The sequence below is a fragment of the Nocardioides potassii genome (genome assembly GCF_021648885.1).
In the GTDB taxonomy this organism is placed as follows: domain Bacteria; phylum Actinomycetota; class Actinomycetes; order Propionibacteriales; family Nocardioidaceae; genus Nocardioides; species Nocardioides potassii.
In genome coordinates this window covers 750,986-772,508 of record NZ_JAKJHZ010000005.1, presented here as the reverse complement: position 1 = coordinate 772,508, position 21,523 = coordinate 750,986, and the positions used below count along the sequence as shown (strand labels likewise).

Here is a 21,523-nt window from a genome sequence, read left to right as displayed (position 1 = left end):
GGTGCGCGTGCTCCGAACTGCTGGTGTGGAACACGCCGACACTACCTGCGACACGCCGCGCGCCAGCGGAGGCACGCCTGCCGCCGGCGACGCATGGCCGGGGTTAGCGTGGGCACCGGTCAGGTATCACTTCGGCAACGGCTCGTCCGTGCTTGCGGACAACGCCCACGGCGTGGGGTGTGACGTGATTGACTTGATGAGTTCTCGCAACTGAAACGACAGCAGGGAATCTTTGTCCCACTGGCTACGTTGGGCCAGACACCGATGAACAGAAATGAGGCTGACGTGACCACTGCCACCGCACCCTCCCAAGCCGTCCTCACGGCTGGCGACCGCTGCGACCGCTGCGGTGCCCAGGCCTACCTCCGCGTGGAGCTCCAGACGGGCGGCGAGCTGCTCTTCTGCGCCCACCACGCACGCGAGCACGGCGAGAAGCTCCGCGAGATCGCTGCCAACGTCCACGACGAGACCCACAAGCTCGACGGTCCCGCCACCCCGACCGCGGACAGCGACGCCTGACACCCACCCACCAGACTTCCAGCACGGCCCCGGACACGCTCTCCGGGGCCGTTCTGCGTCCCGGGACCTGAGCGATCCGCCGGTCCGGGATCTGGGAGGCTTGGCCCCGTGACCGCCACCGAGCTCCTCGTCGCCCTCGCGATCGCCGTCGGCATCGTCGGCATCATCGTGCCGGTCCTGCCCGGCACGATCCTGGTCCTCGGCGCGATCCTGGTCTGGGCGCTCGAGGTCGGCACCGCGACCGCCTGGGTGGTCTTCGCGCTCGCCACCACCTTCCTGGCGCTCGGCACGGTCGTGAAGTACCTCGTGCCCGGCCGGCAGCTCAAGGCGTCCGGCGTGCCCAGCCGCACCCTGCTGGTCGGTGCCCTCCTCGCGTTCATCGGCTTCTTCGTCATCCCGGTCGTCGGGATGTTCATCGGCTTCGTGCTCGGCGTGTACGTCGCCGAGCGGGCGCGGGTCGGAGCGGCCGCGGCATGGCCGTCGACCAAGGCGGCCCTGCGGGCGGTCGGAGTCTCGATCCTCATCGAGCTCGTCGCGGCCTTCCTCGCGGCCAGCACGTGGGTGGCGGGCGTGGTCCTGACCTGATGGTCGTCGTCCTCGCCCTCGTCGCCGCCGTCGCCTACGGCCTCTCGGACTTCATCGGCGGCCTCGCCTCACGCCGTACGTCGGCGTGGGCGGTCGCCTTCACCGGCAACGCGGCCGCCTTCGCCGGCGCCGTCGTGGTCGCGCTCGTCGTGGACGGCTCCCCCACGCGGACCGACCTCCTGTGGGGTGCGCTGGCCGGTGTCGGCACCGGTGCCGGCGGCGCGTTCCTCTACCGCGGCCTCGCCGCCGGACGGATGGGCGTCGTCGCGCCGATCTCGGCCGTCGGCGCCGCCCTCCTGCCGGTGTGCGTCGGCGTCGGCACGGGCGAGCGCCCCGCCCTCCTGGTGTGGCTCGGCATCGCGGCCGCCGTGCCGGGCATCTGGCTGGTCAGCCGGGAGCCCGGCGGCGCGGGCGACCTGGCCGCGGGGATCGTCGACGGCGTCCTGGCCGGGCTCGGCTTCGGGCTGCTCTTCGCGGCCATGGGCCAGGTGCCCGAGGAGGCAGGGTTCGCCCCGCTCGCCGTGTCGCAGGCGGTGGCGATGGTCAGCGTCGCGATGACCGCCGCGCTGCTCGGGGGCCGGTGGGTGCCCCACGAGAAGGCCCAGGCGTGGGGCATCGCGGCCGGGATGCTCGCGACCGCGGCGGTGGTCGCCTTCCTGCTGGCCACCCAGACCGGGCTGCTGACGGTGGCGTCGGTGGTGACCTCGCTCTACCCCGCGGTCACCATCGCGCTCGCCGCAGTCGTGCTCCGCGAGCGCGTCCACGCCTCCCAGGGAGTCGGGCTCCTGCTCTGCGGCGCGGCGGTCGCCCTCGTCGCTGCGGGCTGAAGGCTCCGAGGACGCTCAGACGCCCAGGCCCGACGCGACCGGAAGGCTCCAGCGGTGCCGCTTGGGCGCCCAGTCGACCACCGGTGTCGACCCGTCCGTCGGGTCGACCATCTTGACCGAGACCCGCACCGACGCCGCGTCGTCGAAGCAGTCGCGGCTGATCACCGCACGGAAGACGTCCTTGCCCCACCGCGGGCGCGCCTGGTAGTCGCAGGTGACCCGGTTGTCGCTGCCGCGCCACGCGACGGCCTCGGTCAGGACGTAGTCGGTGCCGTCCCCGAGGCCGCTGCTGAGGACGTACTCCGGCCCCTTCGCGGCGCGGTCGGTGTCGATGAAGACCGAGACCCCGGCCGCACTCGAGCGCACCAGCTCGTCGAAGTAGACCTTCACCCGCAGGTTGTCCGAGCCGTGGTTGGCCTCGAAGCCCTGGATGTCCGAGAGCGAGCCGCTCGCGTCGGCGGGGTCGTCGATGCTGTAGAACTCCGCGTGCGCCGGGGCGGCGACGATGCTCGCGAGCGCCAGGGCGGATCCTGCGGCCAGTGCGATTCGAGACCTCATGGCTCCGAGTCTCGCAACCTCTCCGCCCGGACGTCCACCTACTTGCGGAGGTGTGCACACGCCCGGGGCGGCCGTCACGGGTGGCACGATGGCGGCATGGCGGGACCTGGCCGCGGGGCGCGTGGCGTACGACGTCCCCGTGCTGTCCTTCTCGCCGGGGCCGTGCTCTCGACGCTGGCCGCCTGCACCTCGCCCGACCGTGCCGCTCCTCCCCCGTCCCCGTCGGCGTCCACCAGCGCCCCACCGGCGACCCCGTCCGCCGAACCGGCGGACCCGCCGACATCCGGGGAGCCGGACCGGGGACCGGTCCGCATCGCCGTCGTCGGCGACATCCACTTCGAGGGCGTGCTGGCCGGCCGGCTCCGCGACCCGGGCTCCGCGCTCGCCCCGGTCCGGGACGTGCTCTCGGCGGCGGACCTGACCATCGCCAACCTGGAGACCTCGCTGGGGTCGAACGGGCGGCCGGAGCCCGGCAAGCGCTTCACGTTCTCCGCACCGCCGTCAGCACTGACCGCGCTCGCCGCGGCCGGTGTCGACGTGGTGACCATGGCCAACAACCACGCACTCGACTTCGGCCGGGCCCGCCTGCCGAGCACCTTCCGGGCGGTCCGCGCCGCGGCGCGAGCACGACCGCCGCTCGACGTCGTCGGGATCGGCCGCGACGCAGGCGAGGCGTTCGCCCCCGCCGTGGTGGAGGTCCGCGGAACCCTCGTCGCCACGATCGGCGCGTCGGTCGCCGACCTCGATCCCACGGCCGATCCGACCGGGGACTGGGCCGCGACCGACACGCGTCCTGGGATCGCCGACGCGGTCGACCCCGCCCGGCTGCTCGCCCAGGTGCGCCGTACCCGACGCGATGCCGACGTGGTGGTGGTCTACCTCCACTGGGGCGTCCAGGGTCGGCGCTGCCCGAGCGTCGACCAACGCGCGCTGGCCCGCTCCCTGGTCGGTGCCGGCGCGGACCTCGTGGTGGGCTCGCACGCCCACCTGCTCCAGGGTGACGGCAGGCTCGACGGCGGCTACGTCGCCTACGGGCTGGGCAACTACGCCTGGTACTCCCCCGGCGACGACGCCACGTCGCGGACCGGCGTGCTCCTCCTGACGGTCCGCCCGCGCCCGGACGGCCCGCGTCCGCCGTACGTCGTCCGCGCGGCGTGGGAGCCCCAGCGCATCGGCGCCGACGGGCTCCCCTCGACGGCGAGCGCGGAGGACGCCAAGCGCTTCCGGACCGACCGCGAGTCGCTGCGCGCGTGCTCCGGCCTCGAACCCTGACGCCTCAGCGGGGCCCGAGCCAGGCGAGCAGCAGCCGACCGGTCCGCTCGAGCTGGGCAGGCGACACGACCGGCGGGAGGTCGCTCGCGTCGTGGTAGGCGGCATACGACGTCGAGCCCAGGCGGGCGCCGGGCAGGCCGGCCCGCACGAACGACCAGTGGTCACTGCTGCGCTGGTCGGGGTCGGCGACCGTCGCCACCCCGGCGCGTCGACCGGCCGCGAGCAGGCTGCGCTGCACCGGGTCGCTGCCGGAGGCCGAGCCGACCGGCACTCGTGTGCCGACGCCGACCCGGTCGAGGGACACCATGCCCCGGACGGCCCGCCGCTCCTCCGGGCCGAGCGAGGCGACGTACGCCCGCGAGCCGAAGTGGTGGTCGTCGTCACCGGGGCCGCGCGGCTCCTCGGCTCCGAACGCGACGAACACCACCGGGAGCCGCGTACGACGTTCCGCGACCGCCGACGCGGCGGCGAGCACCACTCCGACCCCGGACGCGTTGTCCTCGGCGCCCGGCGCCTCCGCGACCGTGTCGAGGTGCGCCCCGACGACCAGGTGCGGTTCGGTGGGGTCGAAGCCGGCCGGGGTGGCGATCACGTTCACCGACCGTCCGGCGGGGACGGGGTCGCCGAGCCACGAGGTGCCGGCCGGTACGTCGACGCGCTGGCGCGAGACGTCGTACCCGAGCCGCTCGAAGGCCGAGCCCACCCACGTCGCAGCCCGCCGGAACGACCGACTCGTCGCCTCCCGCGGCCCGATGGTCCCGGCCAGGTGCCGGACCGCACCCATCGCGATGGGGGCGTCGAGGTCATCGGGAGCGACGGAGCGCTGCTGCGGTGTGTTACGCGGGCTGTGCTCGACGGGTGGCTCGGTGCTCGCGTCGGAGGACGACTCGGGCGAGGGCGTTTGCTGCGGCTCGCTGAGCGCCTGATCCGCCCGGTCCACCGAGCAGGCCGTCAGGGCGAGCGCCGCAGCCGCGACGGCGAACCGGCGACGACGAGCCATGCCGTCACCGTAGCCGGACACCGGAGGCCCGGGTGGATGCTGACATGTCAGCGGCGCCGTCCCACAGGACGGCGCCGCTGGATGCTGCTCGTTGGTGGCTCAGTCGAGGTAGTCGCGGAGGACCTGCGACCGGCTCGGGTGCCGCAGCTTCGACATCGTCTTGGACTCGATCTGGCGGATCCGCTCGCGGGTCACGCCGTAGACCTTGCCGATCTCGTCGAGCGTCTTCGGCTGGCCGTCGGTCAGGCCGAAGCGCATCGACACCACACCCGCCTCGCGCTCCGACAGCGTGTCGAGCACGGCGTGGAGCTGCTCCTGGAGGAGCGTGAACGACACGGCGTCGGCCGGGACGATCGCCTCGGAGTCCTCGATGAGGTCACCGAACTCGGAGTCGCCGTCCTCGCCGAGCGGCGTGTGGAGCGAGATCGGCTCGCGACCGTACTTCTGGACCTCGATGACCTTCTCCGGGGTCATGTCGAGCTCCTTGGCCAGCTCCTCCGGGGTGGGCTCGCGGCCCAGGTCCTGGAGCATCTGCCGCTGGACCCGCGCGAGCTTGTTGATGACCTCGACCATGTGGACCGGGATGCGGATCGTGCGCGCCTGGTCGGCCATGGCGCGGGTGATGGCCTGACGGATCCACCACGTCGCGTAGGTCGAGAACTTGTAGCCCTTGGTGTAGTCGAACTTCTCGACCGCACGGATCAGACCGAGGTTTCCCTCCTGGATCAGGTCGAGGAAGAGCATGCCGCGACCGGTGTAGCGCTTCGCGAGCGAGACGACGAGTCGCAGGTTGGCCTCGAGGAGGTGGTTCTTCGCGCGGCGGCCGTCCTCCGAGATCCACTCGTACTCCTCGAGCATCTTCGGGCTGATGCGGCCGCCCTTGGCGAGCTTCTCCTCGGAGAACAGGCCGGCCTCGATCCGCTTGGCGAGCTCGACCTCCATCTCGGCGTTGAGGAGGGGCACCTTGCCGATCTGCTTGAGGTAGTCCTTGACCGGGTCGGCGGTGGCGCCGGCCACCATGACCTGCTGCTCCGGCTCGTCGGTCTCGTCGGCCGCGGAGACCGTGAAGGCCTCCTTCTCGTCCTCCTTGATCGACGGGTCGGAGGCGACGTCCTTCTCGAACTCCTCGTCGGAGATGTCGGGCAGGACCTTCTTGCCGTCGGGGCCGACAGCGGGTGCCTCGACGGTGCCGAGGTCGACCGGCTCGTCGGACGGTGCGTCGGCGGCCTTCTTGGCCGTGGTCTTCTTCGCGGCGGCCTTCTTCGCCGGAGCCTTCGCCTCGGCGGTGGCGGCCTCGGCCGTCTTGGCCGTCTTGGCGGCGGCCTTCTTGGCCGGCGCCTTCTTCGCCGTCGAGGTGGTCGCGGCACGCTTGCTCGTCGCAGCGACGGCACGCGAGCTGCTCGCGTCGACCTGCACCGAGATCCCCAGGGCGCTCAGGTGGACGAGCAGCGCCTTGAGGTGGCGGGGCTCGACACCGGCGTCGTCACTGGCTCGTCGTACGTCCTCGGGGGACACGGTGCCCGTGGGGGTCGCCGCGGCGACCAGTGAGGCGATGGCGGGGTGCGTGAGCACCTCGGCGGGGAGCAACTTGCGTGCGTGTGAAGACACGAACACCTCTCGTCGAAAGAGCTTCGGGGCGCGGCAAGGCCCGGTGACGTCAAGAGCCGCGCCGTCATTCTGCCACGACCCGCCTGAAGCCGCCGAACCGGTCACTCCGACGCGCGCGCCGCTGCCTTCTTCGCCTTCTTGAAGTCGCGCACCTTCTGCAGCGACTCCGCGTCCACGACGTCCGCCACCGACCGGTGGCCCTCGAGCGCGTAGTCGCCGACGACGGCCTCCCAGCCCGCGGGGCGCACGTCGAGCTGCTTGGCCAGGAGGGCCACGAAGATCTGCGCCTTCTGCTTGCCGAAGCCCGGCAACGCCATCACCCGCTTGAGCAGGTCCTTGCCGTCGGCCGCCTCGGTCCACAACCGCGACGCGTCACCGCCGTACGTGTCCTCGACGATGCGGGCCAGCTCCTGCAGCCGTGCGGCCATCGAGCCGGGGAAGCGGTGGATGGCGGGCGGCGTGGACGCCATCGCCGCGAACTCGTCGGGATCGGCGGCGGCGATCGCGTCCGGCGCGAAGGTGCCGAACCGGTCGACCACCTTGGCGGGCCCGCGGAACGCGTGCTCCATCGGGTACTGCTGGTCGAGCATCATCCCGGCCAGGAGCGCGAAGGCGGAGTCGTCGAGGACCTTGTCGGCGGCCGGGTCGCCGGTGATCTGGAAGCCCATGCGGACATCATCGCCCACCGCGCCCGGACGTCGTGGGGACGGGGCGGATGCCCCGTCCGGATGAGTCCGGGGCGGGCTCGGGGCGGACGCTGCGTCAGCCCAGGTCAGGCCTTGACGGCGAGGACGGGGCAGGGAGCGTCGAGGAGCACCCGCTGGGCGTTGCTGCCGAGGATGAGCTTGCCGACCGGCGAGCGACGGCGCAGCCCGATCACCAGCAGCTCGGCGCTGTTGGCCTCCGCGATGCTGATGAGGTCCTCGGCGGGCTCGAACCCGCGGACGAGCTGGCGGATGTCGTGCTCGACACCGGCCTCGTCGAGCCTGGTCTTGATGCCCGCCATGTCGTCCTCGGCAGCGCTGGCCTTGTCCGGGTCGAACTCGTGCCCACCCCGGTGGGAGTTCACCACGACGAGCTTGCTGCCCCGCAGCTTCGCCTCGCTGATGCCGGCATCGAGGGCGGCTTCGCCCTCCGGCTTGGGGACGTATCCGACGACGACGGTGCCCATGGTGTCTCCTCTCGGCAGCCGGCGCAGCGTCGCGATCGGCCTTGTGGCACCGTAACGGAAACCCGCGGGGTCCCGACACCCTGTGGACAGCCGCACGGGAGCGGCGCACCTCCGGCAGGGTGAGGCCATGCCCCAGCTGGCGGTCGAGCACGTCGCGCTCCGCGCACCCGTCGACCGGGCCACCCACCGGGTGCTGCGCGCCGCGGTCGTGGAGCTGGTCGAGGGCGAGGACCGCCGCCGGTTCCCGGTCGCCCTGCACGCCGGTGTCCCCGGCCGCAGCGTGGTGCACGTCGACTCCCCGCCGCTCTCCGACGCCGGCGGGCGTGCCGACGTGGCGCTCGCCCTCGTCGCTCGCGCGCGGGCGCTCGGCCCGCGGTCGGTCGTGTGGCTGACCCGCCCGGGTGAGCTCAGCCCGCACGACGACGACCTCCGCTGGCTGGGGCCGGTCAGCTGGGCGTGCAGCAGCCTGGGTGAGCCGCTCGGGCTGGTCGTGGTGACGCGGCGGGGGTGGTTCGACCCGGTGAGCGGCGTACGACGTGAGTGGCGACGACTGCGGCGACGGGGCTAGCCGCCCGGTCGCTCAGTCCCAGAGGTGGACGGGCTCGTTGCTGTGCATCCGGTCGCGGTAGTCGAGCAGCGTCGCGCGCAGGGCGTCGAAGCGGTCCTCTCCCCCGCGCTCGCGGACGCGCTCGACGAACCAGGCGGCGCCGCTGGTCTCGGCCTGGCAGCGCTGCTCGATGATGCCGAGGTAGCGGTCGCTCTCCTCGCCCGGCACGCCCCACGAGTCGAGACCGGCGCGGGCCATCGGGAGCAGCCGGCGCAGCACCAGCTCGGTCGCCCGGACCTGCCCGATGCCGGGCCAGTAGACCTGCGCGTCGACCCCCGTCTGGGCGGCGACGTGGAAGTTCTCCTCGGCGGCGGAGAACGACATCTGGGACCACAGCGGTCGCTCGCTCTCGGCGAGGTAGCGGATCAGGCCGAACCACAGGGCGGCGTTGGCGATGGTGTCGGCCACCGTCGGGCCGGCGGCGAGAAGGCGGTTCTCGACGCGCAGGTGGGGCATGTCGTCGGCGACGTCGTAGACCGGCCGGTTCCAGCGGTAGATCGTGCCGTTGTGCAGCTTGAGCTCGTGGAGCGCTGGCGTGCCACCGGCCTCGAGCACCTCGAGCGGGTCCTCCTCATCGGTGACGGGCAGGAGGGCCGGGAAGTAGCGGACGTTCTCCTCGAACAGGTCGAAGACCGAGGTGATCCAGCGCTCGCCGAACCACACACGAGGGCGGACGCCCTGCGCCTTGAGCTCCTCGCTGCGGGTGTCGGTGGCCTGCTCGAAGAGCGGGATGCGGGTCTCGCGCCACAGCTCGCGCCCGAGCAGGAACGGCGAGTTCGCCGAGACCGCGAGCTGCACCCCGGCGACGGCCTGCGCCGCGTTCCAGTAGGCCGCGAACTGGTCCGGTGAGGTCTGGACGTGGAATTGCGTGCTGGTGCACGCGGCCTCGGGGACGATCGAGTCGGCCGTGGTGGTGAGGCGCTCGCGCCCCGAGATGCTGATGGTGATGTCCTCGCCCCGGGCCGCGAGGATCTGCTCGGACAGCAGCTTGTAGCGCGGGTTGGCGCTGAGGCTGGACGGATCCATGTGGCCCTCGGCGAGGGTCGGGAGGATGCCGATCATCACCTGGTGCGCGCCGACCTTGGCGGCCTTCTCCTCGGCGTCGTTGAGCGAGCGCCGCAGGCTCTCCTCGAACGTCGTGAGGCCGCCCTCGCGGAGCTTGGCGGGCGCCAGGTTGATCTCGATGTTGAACTGGCCGAGCTCGGTCTGGAAGTCCGGGTCCGCGATGGCCTCGAGCACCTCGGCGTTCTTCAGCGCGGGGTCGCCCACCTCGTCGATGAGGTTGAGCTCCATCTCGAGACCCGTCATCGGGTCGTCGGTGTCGAAGCGGGCCTCGCGGAGCATCCGGGCGAACACGTCGAGGTTGCGCCGCACCTTCTCGCGGTGGCGCGTGCGGTCCGCCCTGCTGAAGTCCTGCTGGTCGACCTCTTCTCCCATGCCCGAACCCTAGTCAGCGCCCCTTCACGGAGGAACCGTTCGGAGGGGGGATCTCACGCGGCCGGGTCGGCGGTCCGGTCCGACGACGGCGCGAGCCGGGGACGCAGATCCTCCCACAGGTCGGGCGACGTGGCGGAGTCGAGCAGCTGGGCGACGAGCGTGGCGAGGGAGTGGGAGGGAGCGGCCTCGCGGCACCGGTCGACGGCGCACCAGGCCAGTGCGCCATCGCCGACGAGCCACGCGGCGAAGGCGAGCACCGCGGCCGGTGCGGCGACGTGGCTCGCCGGCACGCGCCGTACGGCGTCGGACCAGAGGTCGACGGCGCGCCGGGCGTCGGCGCGGTGCAGCCACGTCCACGCCTCGTCGCGCAGCTCGCCGATGGGCAGCGACACCGCGACCGCGGCCAGCTCGGCGGCCGAGAAGGTCGTCCCGTCGCGGTGGCGCCGCTGCGCCAGGTCGGCGAGCGCACCGGCCGCCAGCGGGGACGCGTCGGCGAGCAAGGGCTCGAGCTCGCGTGCCGAGGCGATGTCGGGGTCGAGGGTCGCGCGCAGCGCGTCGCGACTCGCGTGCACCACCCTGCCGTCGAAGACGGCCTGAGCGGTGAACGCGTGCGTGGCGAGGTCGAACGGCACCCCGCGGTAGGCCGCCAACGGCGCGCCCGGGAGCACGGCGTACCAGTGGCCGTCGTGGACGCGCAGCACCTCCCGCACCCGGATGCCCGCCGCCGTCAGCTCCTCGTGGAGCGACCAGGCGGTCTCGTCGGCGACGGTCGTGTCGTCGTCGTAGACCATCACCACCACCTCGCGGACGCGGTTGCTGCGCGCGGGCCGCAGGAGGGCCTCCACGACGTCGTCGACGTCATCGGGGTCGTGGGGAAGACCGACCCGGGCGTGCATGCCGCCCGCGGCGCCGACGCTGATCATCACCACCGACCGCTCGGGGACGAAGCCCAGGGCGAGCGGGACGAAGGCAGCCAGGTCGTCGGGGGTGCGCGCCCGCATCAGCGTGGCGGGAGTGGTGCCGGGAGTGGTGCCGGGAGTGGTGCCAGGAGTGGTGGCGGACGGGTTGGTGGGTGAGGTGTGGTCCATGACGAGGACGCTTCCCGCGCTGACCGACGCTGCATGCCGTGGGACCTTCACCCCTGTGGAGAAGTGCCATCGGTGACTGCCTGTGGACACCTCGTGGCCCGTTCCGAGCCGGGGCCGGCCGTGGGCGGACCAGCCGTCGGACCCGACTGAGAGGATGGCCCGGTGCGTGCCACGGCGTCGGTCCTCCACCTGGACCTGGACGCCTTCTTCGCCGCCGTCGAGCAGCGCGACAAGCCGTCGTTGCGCGGCAAGCCGGTCATCGTCGGCGGCACCGGTGGTCGCGGCGTCGTGTCGACCGCGTCCTACGAGGCCAGGAAGTACGGCGTCGGCTCCGCCATGTCGGGGCGCGAGGCCCGCGCCCGGTGCCCGCACGCGGCGTTCCTGAGCGGCCGGTTCCACGCCTACCGCGAGACCTCGCGAGCGGTCATGCAGGTGCTGCGTGACCTCTCCCCGCTCGTCGAGCCGCTGTCGCTCGACGAGGCCTTCGTCGACCTCGCCGCGGCCGACCTCCCCGACCTCGAGGTGTCAACGGTGACCGAGGTCGGCGAGCAGCTGCGCCGACGGGTGCACGAGGTGACCGGTGGCCTCACCGCGACGGTCGGGATCGCGTCGTCGAAGTTCCTCGCCAAGGTCGCCAGCGAGCTCGACAAGCCCGACGGGATGACGGTCGTCCCGCCCGGCACGGAGCTCGACCTGCTGCGCCCCATGAAGGTCACGGTCATCCCCGGCGTCGGCCCGGCGACCAACGAGCGGCTGCGGCGGGCCGGCATCCACACCATCGCCGAGCTCGAGCAGGTCAGCGAGGACGAGCTCGTCCGGCTGCTCGGCCAGGCGCAGGGTCACGGTCTCTGGCAGCTCGCCCGCGCGCAGGACTCGCGCCCGGTCGTGGCCGAGCGTGAGGCGAAGTCGATCAGCGTCGAGGGCACCTACGACTCCGACCTGACCGACCGCAGGCTGATGGAGGGCCTGCTGACCCGCCAGGCCAGGGAGGTCGGTGCGCGGATGCGCAAGAACGGCATCTCCGGTCGCACCGTCTCCATCAAGGTGCGGCTGCACGACTTCACCACGCTGAGCCGCTCCAGCACGCTGTCGAGCCCGACCGACGACGGCACGACGATCGGCCGGGTCGCCCGCGCCCTGCTCGGCGACCTCGACACGACCGGCGGGGTGCGGCTCCTCGGCGTCGGTGTGTCCGGGCTGGCCGACTGGGTGCAGGAGGACCTCTTCGGCGACGACACCGAGGAGGCCGAGGAGGAGGTCGTGCTCCCCGAGCCGCCGCGGCGCACCTGGCCGCCCGGTGCCGACGTCGTCCACGACGAGATGGGACCGGGCTGGGTCTGGGGGTCCGGGTCCGGCGTCGTCACTGTCCGGTTCGAGACCGCCGAGACCCCGCCCGGGCCGGTGCGCAGCTTCCGGATGGACGACCCGGCCCTCCACCGCTGGGAGCCGCCCCCGGAGGACTGAGGCTCACCCGGTGCGCAGCACCACCGGGTCACCGGGTCGCAGCTGGGCGCAGAGGTCCAGGTCGGCGTCCTCGACGACGCCCACCACCGGGTAGCCACCCGTCGGCGGGTGGTCGGCGAGGAACACGACCGGCTGGCCCGACGGCGGCAGCTGCACGGCGCCGAGCACCATGCCCTCGCTCGGCAGCTCCCCCGCCCGCCGCTCCACCACCGGGCCGGCGAGCCGCAGCCCGATGCGGTCGCTGTCCGGCGCGACGTCGTACGACGCCCCGTCCAGCGCCTCCCACGCGCCCGGGGTGAGCCAGTCCCGTCGCGGGCCGGGCCGCAGGCGCAGCACCGCCTCCCGGGACCGTACGACGACCGCGGCAGGCGGCTCGGGCCACCGGACCGGCCTCCCGACGGCCAGCACCTGCCCGGCGGCCAGGCGGGGTGGGCCCACCCAGGCGAGGGTGTCGGTGGAGCGGGAGCCGAGGACCGGGTCGACCGCGATCCCGCCCGCCAGTGCGACGTAGGACCGCACGCCGTCGAGCGCGGGGCCGACCGTGACCACTGAACCCGCCGGCACCGTGAGCGCCGCTCCGTGCGCGACCTGGCGACTGCCGACGCGCACCTCGCACCGGGCCCCCGTGACGGCCAGGGTCACCGCCCTGCGGACGGACAGCACGATGCCCCCGAGCGTCGTCTCGACCACCGCGTCGTCGACCGCCCCGCCAGCCAGCCGCCGGGCCAGCGCCGCGGCGCCGCGGTCGAGGGCGCCGGCCCGCGCCACGCCGAGGTGCGCCCAGCCCGGCCGGCCGAGGTCCTGCAGCGTCGACAGCGGCCCGGGGTCGAGGACCTCGATGCTCATCGGAGCGCCTCGAACCGCACGCGGGTCCCGGGCGCGAGCAGCGCAGGCGCCACACGCTCCGCGTCCCACAGCACCGCGTCGGTCCGGCCGATGACGAGCCAGCCGCCCGGTGACGCGGTCGGGTAGATGCCGCACCAGCGGTCCGCGAGCGCGACCGACCCGGGCTCGACGCGTGACCGAGGGGCGTCGAGCCGCGGGACGGCCAGCTCGGCCGGGAGGCCGCCCAGGTAGGCGAACCCGGGGGCAAAGCCGCAGAAGAGGGAGGTGAACCCGGTGCCCGTGTGCCGGGCCACGACCTCGTCGGTCGAGCACCCCCAGTGGCGCGCGACGCGCCCGAGGTCCGGGCCGTCGTAGCTCACCCGGAGCACGACGCTCGCCCCTGAGTCTCCTGGAGACTCACGGTCGAGTAGCGGCAGCGCGGCCTCCACCTCGGCCGGGTCGCAGCCGTCGAACAGCACGGTCGTCGCAGCCGGGACGATGTCGTCGGCGCGGATCCGCCACGCCCGTGCGGAGGCGGCGAGCGAGGCGGCCGCCGCCGCATCCTCGACCTCGACGAGGCACGCGCGCTCGCCGACCGGGACCACCCTCACGCCACCCATTGTTCACCGGGCCCGACTTGCGAGATGACGAGGATCTTTGGCAGCCTCGTGGGCGCACAAATGAGGTGAGGGGCTCCAGATGGTATGAGCATCAGGAGCCCCTCGGTGTGCCCGGGATGGTGACGTCCGAGCGATCGGTCCGGCCTCCCGGCTCCCGCAGTCCCCGTCACCGGGCCTGCGCGGCGAACGAGTCGCCGGGTGGAGCTGTTCGTCCGATCCGATCCCCAGCCCCGCCGAAGCGGATCTGGTAGGGAGAGTTCTATGTCGGCGCGGCGACCGGCCGCAAGGGTTTCGCGGACAAACTTCGGGTCCCACAGGGTTCCCCACAGAACTCGTGCGCTGCTCCACAGCAGGAGCGTTGTTCGTGCACAGGTTCTCCACCGTCACGACCAGCAGGTCATCACGTCCACGCCGGCCTCCTCGAGCGCACGACGTACGGCGACCGCGGTCCGCACCGCGCCCGGGGAGTCGCCGTGCACGCACACCGAGTCGACCTCGCCCGCCAGCTCCACCGCCCGCGCGGCGACCGCCTCGGCCTCGGTCAGCAGGGCACTCGGCGCATCCCGGGGCAGCAGCCGCCCGTCGTCGCCGTACCCCCGGTCGGGGAAGCCCTCGTGCCGTCGGCCGCGACCGCGCGCCCGCGCCAGGTCGAGGAGGAGCGACCCCGGCATCCCGAGGACCGGCAGGTCCCCCGACCCGTCGAGCACGGCGACGGCTTGCACCTCGTCGACCGCCACGCGGTGGTAGAGCGCGCCGTGCGGCTTGAGGTAGGCGACCCGACCTCCCTCCGCGGCGGCGATCCCCGCCAGCACACCCACCTGCTCGGCCACCTGGTCGCGCAGCAGGCCGGCCGGGACGTCGAGTGGCACCCGACCGAAGTTCTCGCGGTCGGCGTAGGACACCTGGGCACCCACCGCCACCCCGCGCCGAACGGCCTCGGCGCACACCGCCTGCATCGTCGCGCGGGTGCCGGCGTGGAAGCCGCACGCCACGTTGGCGCTGGTGACGACGGCGAGCAGCCCGACGTCGTCGGTGACCTCCTCGCCGAGGTCGGCGTTGAGGTCGACCCGCTGCTGCGCCATGGACGCATCGTCCCACCCGGCGAGGGGCACCCCTGAGAAGTCCCTGAGAGTTCGTACAACCTGCAACTTCCCTGGGTACTGGCTCGTCAAGGCAGGTGAAGGCACCGAGATCCGCCCACCGGAATCCGCAGGGAATCTCGTCACGGACACGGGTGTTGGAACAGATGTGCGACACGGGGTGGTCGCACGGGAAGCAGGAGGACGAAGATGAGCACTGCACAGGCCAAGCGCACCAGCACCACACGTGAGATCGAGGGCCGCGACAGCGTCGGGCTCTACCTGGACGAGATCGCCCGCACCCCGCTCCTCGACGCCGAGACCGAGGTCGAGCTCTCCAAGACCATCGAGGCAGGCCTGCTCGCGCAGCACCTGCTCGACACCGGCCGTGTCGGCCGCAAGAAGGGCGGCGCGCCGATGAGCGCCAGCGAGGAGGAGCTCGAGTGGCTCGCCGAGCAGGGCCGCCTCGCCGTCGACCGCTTCATCGAGGCCAACCTCCGGCTCGTGGTGTCGATCGCCCGCAAGTACGGCCGCTCCCAGATGCCGATGCTCGACCTGATCCAGGAGGGCAACACCGGCTTGATCCGCGCGGTCGAGAAGTTCGACTACACCAAGGGCTACAAGTTCTCGACCTACGCCACCTGGTGGGTCCGGCAGGCCATCACCCGCGGCATCGCGCAGCAGGCCCGCGTCGTACGCCTCCCGGTGCACGTCGTCGAGGAGCTCAACCAGGTCGGCAGCGCCCGTCGCACCCTCGAGCGCCAGCTCGGCCGCGACCCGGAGCCGCAGGAGATCGCCACCGAGCTCGGCATGGACCTCGACCGGGTCCTCGACCTGATGAGCTGGGGCCGGGAGCACGTCTCCCTGGACACCCCGGTGGACGAGGACGGCGACACCTCTCTGGGTGACCTGATGGCGCAGGAGACCGCACCGGGGCCCGACCTGAACTTCCTCGACGCCGAGGCCAAGCAGCGGCTCGAGGACCTCGTCGGGATCCTGGACCCGCGTTCCGCAGACATCGTCCGGGCGCGCTACGGCCTGGCCGACGGTCGCCAGCACAAGCTCGCCGACATCGGCGCCCGCCACGGCATCTCCGCCGAGCGGGTCCGCCAGCTCGAGCGGGAGGCGCTGCAGAAGCTGCGCCGTGCCGGGGATCCCGACCTGGCTGCCTGACCCGACCGGGACTCAGTACGCCGCGGACAACAGGTCCGCGCTCGCGGCCCGTGCCTGCTCGACCACGTCGACGGGCACGGGCCGTTCTGCTGCCACCCGCGCCTGCCACAGCTGAACGGCGACCACGCGGGCGGCGGCCTCCGCGACCCGCTCGCGGGGGACCGTGCCGTCCTCGATGGCGTCGACGACGATCTGGTGGGTGACGGCGGTGTCCACCGGCATGAGGAGCAGGTCGGCGCCGGCCTCGAGGGCCTGGAGCGCGGGGGTGGGTCGTCCACCGACCGCGCCCATCCCGAGGGAGTCGGTGATCGCGACGCCCTCGAACCCGAGGTCGTCGCGCAGCAGGTCGTAGACCTCCGGCGCCATGCTCGCCGGCACGTCGGGTGCGATGGACGTCAGGTCGAGGTGGCTCATCATGACGGCGGGTGCGTGGTTGGCGATGGCCGACTCGAACGGTGGGAGGTCGTGCGACTCGATCTCGGCGAGCGTCGAGTCGACGACGGGCAGCGTGTCGTGGCTGTCGGTGGTGGCGGTCCCATGGCCCGGGAAGTGCTTGACGGTCGAGACGATGCCGGCGTCGTCGTACCCCTTGATCGCCGCGCCGACCGCGCGCGCCGCGACCGTCGGGTCCTCCGACGGCGAGCGGGCACCGATCGTGGGGTCGGCCGCACCGATCGTGACGTCGGCGACGGGCGCGAAGACCCAGGTGAAGCCCAGCCCGCGCAGCTCGAGGCCGGTGGTGAGGGCCGCGGCCCGGGTGACCTGTCGACCGAGCTTCGGGTCGGCCTGGATGGCGAGCCCGGCGGACTGGAAGTGCGGGAAGTCGGTGGCGATGCCGCGCAGGTGGGAGACGTAGCCCCCCTCCTGGTCCACGCCGATGACCGGCGGGAAGTTCCGGCCGTCGGCCTCGGCCGCGTCGGCCAGCGCCGACGTCATCGCGACCACCTGGTCGTGGTCGGTCACGTTGTCGGCGGTGATCGACACCCCGGCCAGGTGGAGGTCGCGCACCATCGCGGCGGGCTCCTCCGGGTCGTAGCCGTGGAACCGCCCGACGATCACTCCCCCGGCGAGCTGCTCCGGGGTCCAGCCGCTCACGATCTGCCGCGCCTGCTGGACCTCGCCGACCGTGGGGCCCCACGAGGTGGGGGTGTCCGGGTCCACGGGCGTCTCGGTGGCGCTGGGGGTGGACGTCCCGGACGGGCTCGACGACGCGGAGGACGACGCGGAGGACGTCGCTGGTGGGGCGTCGCCGGGGTCAGGACCGAGGCTCGCGCACCCGCTGACCAGCAGGACGCCGGCGGCGATCACGGCCAGGCGGGGTCGGATCGGGGGCACGCGCGGGACGTTACCCGGCGCACCGGCGAGACGGGGAAACGTCAGGCGCGAGCCACCAGCACGGCGTACACCTCTTCGACCCGGGCACGCAGGTCGGCCAGGGTCCCCGTGTTGTCGATGACGTGGGTGGCGATGGCGAGCCGGTCCTCGCGCGCCGCCTGGGCGGCGATCCGCGACTCCGCGTCCTCGCGCGTCCAGCCGCGCTCCTCGAGCATCCGGGAGAGCTGGAGCGCGGCCGGAGCGTCGACCACCACGACCTCGTCGAACGACCCGGCGCGGCCGACCTCGGCGAGCAGCGGGATGTCGTGGACCACGACGGCGTGGTCGCCCGCCTCGACCTCGAGCTCGGCGCTGCGGGCGTGGACCAGCGGGTGGATGATCGCCTCGAGACGCCGTCGGGCGTCGGGGTCGCCGAAGACCAACGCCCCCATCGCGGGCCGGTCGAGGTCACCGTCCGGCGTGAGGAGCTCCGGGCCGAACTCGGCGACCACCGCCTCCAGCCCCGGCGTCCCGCGCGCCACGACCTCGCGCGCGATCAGGTCAGCGTCGATGACGACGGCGCCGAGGTCGGCGAGGATCGCCGACACGGTGCTCTTGCCCGAGGCGACACCTCCGGTCAGGCCCACACGGACGGTCACTGGCGCTCCCCCACGACGACGGTCAGGATCTCGTGGAGCGTACGACGCTGCGCTGGCGTGAGCACGTCGAGGACCCGCTCGGACGCCTGACGTCGTACGCCCTCGATCCGGTCGGCGAGGTCGCGCCCCTCGGCGGTGAGGGTGAGCGTGGTGGCGCGCCGGTCGGTCGGGTCCGCCGCCCGAATCACCCAGCCGCGGTCCTCGAGCCCGTCGACGACGTCGGTCGCGGACCGGGGCGCGATGCGCAGCTCGTCGGCGAGGACCGAAGGGCGCATGCCCTCCTCGCGCGACGACAGCACCCGCAGTGCCCGGGCCTGCGACGGCGTGACGTCCCAGTCGGCCAAGGCCTCCAGGTGCTCGCGTCGGACCCGCCGGGCCAGCGCCAGGACCAGGTCGCCGGTGGAGTGCTCGTGGTCCACGGGAATATCTCCACTCACTGTCCGGTTGCTACCTCATAGTGAGGTTACCTCACTTGATGTCCCCGATCCACAGAGAGGAGCTGGTCGCATGGCAGACCACCTCGACTCCCCCACCCGCGGCGGCCGTGGCTCGCGTGCCGGGCGGCCCGACCCGGCGGACCTCCGCCAGCTGGAGGACTCGCCCGTCTCGCTTCGCCGCATCGCGCGCCTGTTCGCGCCCCACCGCGCCACCCTCGCCGTCGTCGTCGCCCTCATCGTGCTGAGCTCGGCCGTCGGCCTGGCCCAGCCGTTCCTCGTCCGCCACGTCATCGACGACGCGCTCCCACGGCAGGACGTCCGCCTCCTGCTGCTCCTCGTCGGTGCGATGCTCGGCGTCGCCGTGGCGACAGCCGTGATCGGTGTCGTCCAGACCTGGCTGTCGACCGCGGTCGGCCAACGCGTGATGCACCGGCTCCGCAGCGACCTCTTCGCCCACCTGCAGCGCCAGTCGCTCGGCTTCTTCACCCGCACGCGCGGCGGCGACGTCCAGTCGCGGCTGGTCAACGACATCGGCGGCATGCAGGGCGTGGTCACCCAGACCGCGACGTCCATCGCCGCGAACCTCACCGTCGTCGTGGGCACCGCCGTCGCGATGGTCGCGCTGAGCTGGCGCCTCGCGCTGCTCTCGCTCGTCGTCGTCCCGCCGGCGGTCCTGCTGACCCGCCAGGTCGCCCGGATGCGCCACCGCGTCACCGGAGAGCGGCAGCGCCGGCTCGCCGACCTGCACGTGCAGATCGAGGAGGGCCTCTCGGTCAGCGGCGTGCTGCTCACCAAGACCCTCGGTGCGGCACCGCGGCTGACCGAGCGCTTCGAGGAGACCTCCGCCGACCTCGTCGGGCTCGAGATCCGCTCGCGGCTCGCCGGTCGCTGGCGGATGGCGACGATGAACGTCGTCTTCGCAGCCGTCCCCGCCGTCATCTACCTCGCGGCCGGCTTCCCTGCCACCTCCGGTGGCATGACGATCGGCACGCTGGTCGCGTTCATCGCCCTGCAGGGCGGCCTCTTCCGCCCCCTGATGGGCCTGCTCAACGTGGGCGTCGACCTGACCGCGTCGATGGCCCTCTTCAGCCGCATCTTCGAGTACGCCGACCTTCCCGTCGACATCGAGGAGCCCGCCACCCCGACCCGCCTGACCCGCGCCGGGGCGCGGGGCGAGGTGCGCTTCGAGGGGGTCGGCTTCTCGTACGACGACGGGCGGCCCGTGCTGGCCGACATCGACCTCCACGTGCCGGCGGGCGCCACGCTGGCGCTCGTCGGCGAGACGGGCAGCGGCAAGTCCACCCTCGCCTCCCTCGTGCCGCGCCTGCACGACGTGACCGAGGGCCGCGTGTCCATCGACGGGGTCGACGTACGCGACCTCGCGCTCACCGACCTCGCCGACCTGGTCGGCGTCGTGACGCAGGAGACCTACCTCATGCGCGCCAGCGTGCGCGAGAACCTGCGCCACGCCAGGCCCGACGCCACCGACGCCGAGATCGAGCAAGCCTGCCGCGACGCGCGCATCCACGACCTCGTCGCGGGACTCCCCGACGGCTACGACACCGTCGTCGGCTCGCGCGGGCACCGGTTCTCCGGCGGCGAGCAGCAGCGCCTGGCCGTCGCGCGCACCCTGCTGCGCGACCCGGCCGTCCTGGTGCTCGACGAGGCGACGAGCGCGCTCGACAACCGGACCGAGCGCGCGCTCCTCGCCACGCTCGACGACCTGAGCCGCACCCGCACCACCATCACGATCGCCCACCGCCTCTCGACGGTCCGCAACGCCGACCGGATCGCGGTGCTCCACCACGGGCGCGTGGTCGAGTCCGGCACCCACGAGGAGCTGCTGCTCCTCGGCGGCCGCTACGCGGACCTGGTCCGCGGCGGCCTCGACGCCCAGCCGGCGGCCGCCTGACCGGTCAGGCGCCGGCGGGCTCCCCTGCTGCCTCCTGGGCAGCCTTCTCCGCTGCGGCGAGCAGCACGCACGTCGCCACGCCCTCCATGGCCGCGGTGACCTCCCCCAGCGGAGGCATCGTCGGAGCCAGCCGGATGTTCGTGTCGTCCGGGTCCTGCTTGTAGGGGTACGACGACCCGGCGGGCGTCAGCGCGATGCCGGCCTCCTTGGCCAGCTGCACCACGCGCGACGCCGTGCCGGGCACAACGTCGAGGTTCACGAAATAGCCGCCGGTGGGGGTGTTCCAGGTGGCGACTCCCCTGCCACCGAGGCGCTCGGTGAGCACCCGGTCGACCTCGGCGAACTTCGGCCCGATGATCTCGCGGTGCTTGGCCATGTGGTCGCGCACGCCCTCCGGCGACCCGAAGAACTCGACGTGGCGCAGGTGGTTGACCTTGTCGGGACCGATCGACCCGTTGCCGAGGTGCTTCAGGTACCACGCGACGTTCTCCGTCGACGCGGCGAGGAAGGCGACTCCTGCCCCGGCGTAGGTGATCTTCGACGTCGAGGCGAACATGATCGGCCGGTGCGGGTGGCCCGCCGCCGAGGCGAGCGTGAGGATGTCCGCGCTCTTGGCCTCGTCCTCGGTGAGGTGGTGCAGCGCGTAGGCGTTGTCCCAGAAGATCTTGAAGTCCGGGGCGGCGGTCGGCATCGCGGCCAGTCGGGCAGCGACGTCCTGGCTGCAGGTCGCGCCCGTCGGGTTGGCGTACGTCGGCACGATCCACATGCCCTTGAACGACGGGTCGTCGGCGACCAGCGCGGCGACGGCGTCGACATCGGGACCGTCGTCGTTCATCGGGACGGTGACCATCTCGATGCCGAGGCTCTCCAGCAGGGTGAAGTGGCGGTCGTAGCCGGGGACGGGGCAGACGAACCGGACCTTCTCCTCCTGCCCCCACGGCCGCTCGGAGTCCACGCCCCCGAAGAGGGTGAGGTAGAAGAGGCAGTCGCGCATCATCGTCAGGCTCGAGCTGCCGCCGGCCACCACCTGCTCGGGCTCGACCCACAGCAGGTCGGCGAACATCTCGCGCAGCTCCTTGAGGCCCTCGAGCCCCCCGTAGTTGCGTACGTCGACCCCGCTGGCGTCCCTCGTCGACGTGGGCAGCCGCAGCAGGTCGTCGGCCAGGTCGAGCTGCTGCGACGACGGCTTGCCGCGCGTCAGGTCGAGCTTCAGACCGCGGCCCTTGAGCTCCTCGTAGGCCGCGCGCTGCTCCTCGAGCAGGGTGGCGAGGTCGTCGGCGGACAGGTCGGCCAGCGCAGTCGCGTTCACGCGGGCAAGGCTACCGAGGACCGCCGACCGGAGACGCGCAGGCATTGGTCGCCGAGACG

22 protein-coding genes are annotated in these 21,523 nt (G+C 73.0%); 8 read left to right on the top strand and 14 right to left on the bottom strand.

The window, feature by feature from the left end:
• Positions 1-264 precede the first annotated feature (264 nt).
• The 3 genes from L2K70_RS08250 (at position 265) to L2K70_RS08240 (ending at position 1,931) form a co-directional block, all read left to right on the top strand.
• Positions 265-519: a DUF7455 domain-containing protein gene (locus L2K70_RS08250; protein WP_236401168.1), complete on the top strand. Its 255-nt coding sequence runs from the start codon at positions 265-267 to the stop codon at positions 517-519.
• 108 nt (positions 520-627) lie between these two features.
• Positions 628-1,104 carry a DUF456 domain-containing protein gene (locus L2K70_RS08245; RefSeq protein WP_236401166.1) on the top strand — a complete coding sequence of 159 codons (477 nt, stop codon included), beginning with the start codon at positions 628-630 and terminating at the stop codon, positions 1,102-1,104.
• Entirely contained in the window at positions 1,104-1,931 is an 828-nt protein-coding gene (locus tag L2K70_RS08240; RefSeq protein WP_236401164.1) for an EamA family transporter, read from the top strand. The genes L2K70_RS08245 and L2K70_RS08240 overlap by 1 nt, the downstream gene beginning before the upstream one ends.
• Positions 1,932-1,946: 15 nt before the next feature.
• Here L2K70_RS08240 and L2K70_RS08235 read toward each other — a convergent pair whose 3' ends face one another.
• Positions 1,947-2,489 (bottom strand): hypothetical protein, encoded by a 543-nt coding sequence (locus tag L2K70_RS08235; protein WP_236401162.1) that lies wholly within the window; start codon positions 2,487-2,489, stop codon positions 1,947-1,949.
• A gap of 96 nt (positions 2,490-2,585) precedes the next feature.
• Between L2K70_RS08235 and L2K70_RS08230 the strand changes: the two genes are divergently transcribed.
• Positions 2,586-3,761, top strand: coding sequence for a CapA family protein (locus L2K70_RS08230; RefSeq protein WP_236401161.1), 1,176 nt, complete (start codon positions 2,586-2,588; stop codon positions 3,759-3,761).
• A gap of 4 nt (positions 3,762-3,765) precedes the next feature.
• Here the strand turns inward: L2K70_RS08230 and L2K70_RS08225 are convergent, their stop codons facing one another.
• From L2K70_RS08225 to L2K70_RS08210, 4 genes are all read right to left on the bottom strand, one after another.
• The gene (locus tag L2K70_RS08225) at positions 3,766-4,761 is read right to left on the bottom strand and encodes a M28 family metallopeptidase (RefSeq protein WP_236401159.1); all 996 of its coding nucleotides are present in this window, start codon (positions 4,759-4,761) and stop codon (positions 3,766-3,768) included.
• Between the two features lie 99 nt (positions 4,762-4,860).
• The gene (locus L2K70_RS08220) at positions 4,861-6,375 is read right to left on the bottom strand and encodes an RNA polymerase sigma factor (RefSeq protein WP_372477477.1); all 1,515 of its coding nucleotides are present in this window, start codon (positions 6,373-6,375) and stop codon (positions 4,861-4,863) included.
• 95 nt (positions 6,376-6,470) lie between these two features.
• Entirely contained in the window at positions 6,471-7,037 is a 567-nt protein-coding gene (locus L2K70_RS08215; protein ID WP_236401157.1) for an HhH-GPD-type base excision DNA repair protein, read from the bottom strand.
• Positions 7,038-7,141: 104 nt separating this feature from the next.
• The gene (locus tag L2K70_RS08210) at positions 7,142-7,540 is read right to left on the bottom strand and encodes a universal stress protein (RefSeq protein WP_236401155.1); all 399 of its coding nucleotides are present in this window, start codon (positions 7,538-7,540) and stop codon (positions 7,142-7,144) included.
• 127 nt (positions 7,541-7,667) lie between these two features.
• On the opposite strand from L2K70_RS08210, the gene L2K70_RS08205 reads away from it, so the two are divergent.
• Positions 7,668-8,108 carry a hypothetical protein gene (locus L2K70_RS08205; protein WP_236401153.1) on the top strand — a complete coding sequence of 147 codons (441 nt, stop codon included), beginning with the start codon at positions 7,668-7,670 and terminating at the stop codon, positions 8,106-8,108.
• A gap of 12 nt (positions 8,109-8,120) precedes the next feature.
• Here the strand turns inward: L2K70_RS08205 and L2K70_RS08200 are convergent, their stop codons facing one another.
• Together L2K70_RS08200 and L2K70_RS08195 are read right to left on the bottom strand one after the other, a co-directional pair.
• Positions 8,121-9,584, bottom strand: a complete 1,464-nt coding sequence (locus L2K70_RS08200; protein WP_236401152.1) for a glutamate-cysteine ligase family protein — start codon at positions 9,582-9,584, stop codon at positions 8,121-8,123.
• 53 nt (positions 9,585-9,637) lie between these two features.
• Positions 9,638-10,672 (bottom strand): DUF4192 domain-containing protein, encoded by a 1,035-nt coding sequence (locus L2K70_RS08195; RefSeq protein WP_236401150.1) that lies wholly within the window; start codon positions 10,670-10,672, stop codon positions 9,638-9,640.
• A gap of 162 nt (positions 10,673-10,834) precedes the next feature.
• On the opposite strand from L2K70_RS08195, the gene L2K70_RS08190 reads away from it, so the two are divergent.
• Positions 10,835-12,136: a DNA polymerase IV gene (locus tag L2K70_RS08190; protein ID WP_236401147.1), complete on the top strand. Its 1,302-nt coding sequence runs from the start codon at positions 10,835-10,837 to the stop codon at positions 12,134-12,136.
• Between the two features lie 3 nt (positions 12,137-12,139).
• On the opposite strand, the gene L2K70_RS08185 is transcribed toward L2K70_RS08190, so the two are convergent.
• From L2K70_RS08185 to L2K70_RS08175, 3 genes are all read right to left on the bottom strand, one after another.
• Positions 12,140-12,982, bottom strand: coding sequence for a 5-oxoprolinase subunit C family protein (locus L2K70_RS08185; RefSeq protein ID WP_236401145.1), 843 nt, complete (start codon positions 12,980-12,982; stop codon positions 12,140-12,142).
• Positions 12,979-13,572, bottom strand: a complete 594-nt coding sequence (locus L2K70_RS08180; protein ID WP_236401143.1) for a 5-oxoprolinase subunit B family protein — start codon at positions 13,570-13,572, stop codon at positions 12,979-12,981. The genes L2K70_RS08185 and L2K70_RS08180 overlap by 4 nt, the downstream gene beginning before the upstream one ends.
• A gap of 392 nt (positions 13,573-13,964) precedes the next feature.
• Positions 13,965-14,663, bottom strand: coding sequence for a 5-oxoprolinase subunit PxpA (locus L2K70_RS08175; RefSeq protein ID WP_236401141.1), 699 nt, complete (start codon positions 14,661-14,663; stop codon positions 13,965-13,967).
• A gap of 207 nt (positions 14,664-14,870) precedes the next feature.
• Between L2K70_RS08175 and L2K70_RS08170 the strand changes: the two genes are divergently transcribed.
• Positions 14,871-15,833: a sigma-70 family RNA polymerase sigma factor gene (locus tag L2K70_RS08170; protein WP_236401139.1), complete on the top strand. Its 963-nt coding sequence runs from the start codon at positions 14,871-14,873 to the stop codon at positions 15,831-15,833.
• 12 nt (positions 15,834-15,845) lie between these two features.
• Here L2K70_RS08170 and L2K70_RS08165 read toward each other — a convergent pair whose 3' ends face one another.
• The 3 genes from L2K70_RS08165 to L2K70_RS08155 are packed head-to-tail and all read right to left on the bottom strand — an operon-like array spanning position 15,846 to position 18,225.
• Entirely contained in the window at positions 15,846-17,168 is a 1,323-nt protein-coding gene (locus L2K70_RS08165) for a glycoside hydrolase family 3 N-terminal domain-containing protein (protein WP_236401137.1), read from the bottom strand.
• A 41-nt stretch (positions 17,169-17,209) separates the two neighbouring features.
• A complete protein-coding gene (gene coaE, locus L2K70_RS08160; protein ID WP_236401135.1) occupies positions 17,210-17,806 on the bottom strand; it encodes a dephospho-CoA kinase in 597 nt (198 codons plus the stop codon).
• On the bottom strand, positions 17,803-18,225 hold the full coding sequence (locus L2K70_RS08155; RefSeq protein WP_236401133.1) for a MarR family winged helix-turn-helix transcriptional regulator: 423 nt from the start codon (positions 18,223-18,225) through the stop codon (positions 17,803-17,805). The genes coaE and L2K70_RS08155 overlap by 4 nt, the downstream gene beginning before the upstream one ends.
• A gap of 88 nt (positions 18,226-18,313) precedes the next feature.
• Between L2K70_RS08155 and L2K70_RS08150 the strand changes: the two genes are divergently transcribed.
• A complete protein-coding gene (locus L2K70_RS08150) occupies positions 18,314-20,155 on the top strand; it encodes an ABC transporter ATP-binding protein (protein WP_303645853.1) in 1,842 nt (613 codons plus the stop codon).
• A gap of 4 nt (positions 20,156-20,159) precedes the next feature.
• On the opposite strand, the gene L2K70_RS08145 is transcribed toward L2K70_RS08150, so the two are convergent.
• The gene (locus L2K70_RS08145) at positions 20,160-21,464 is read right to left on the bottom strand and encodes an aspartate aminotransferase type Ic (protein ID WP_308195759.1); all 1,305 of its coding nucleotides are present in this window, start codon (positions 21,462-21,464) and stop codon (positions 20,160-20,162) included.
• Between the last annotated feature and the right edge of the window lie 59 nt (positions 21,465-21,523).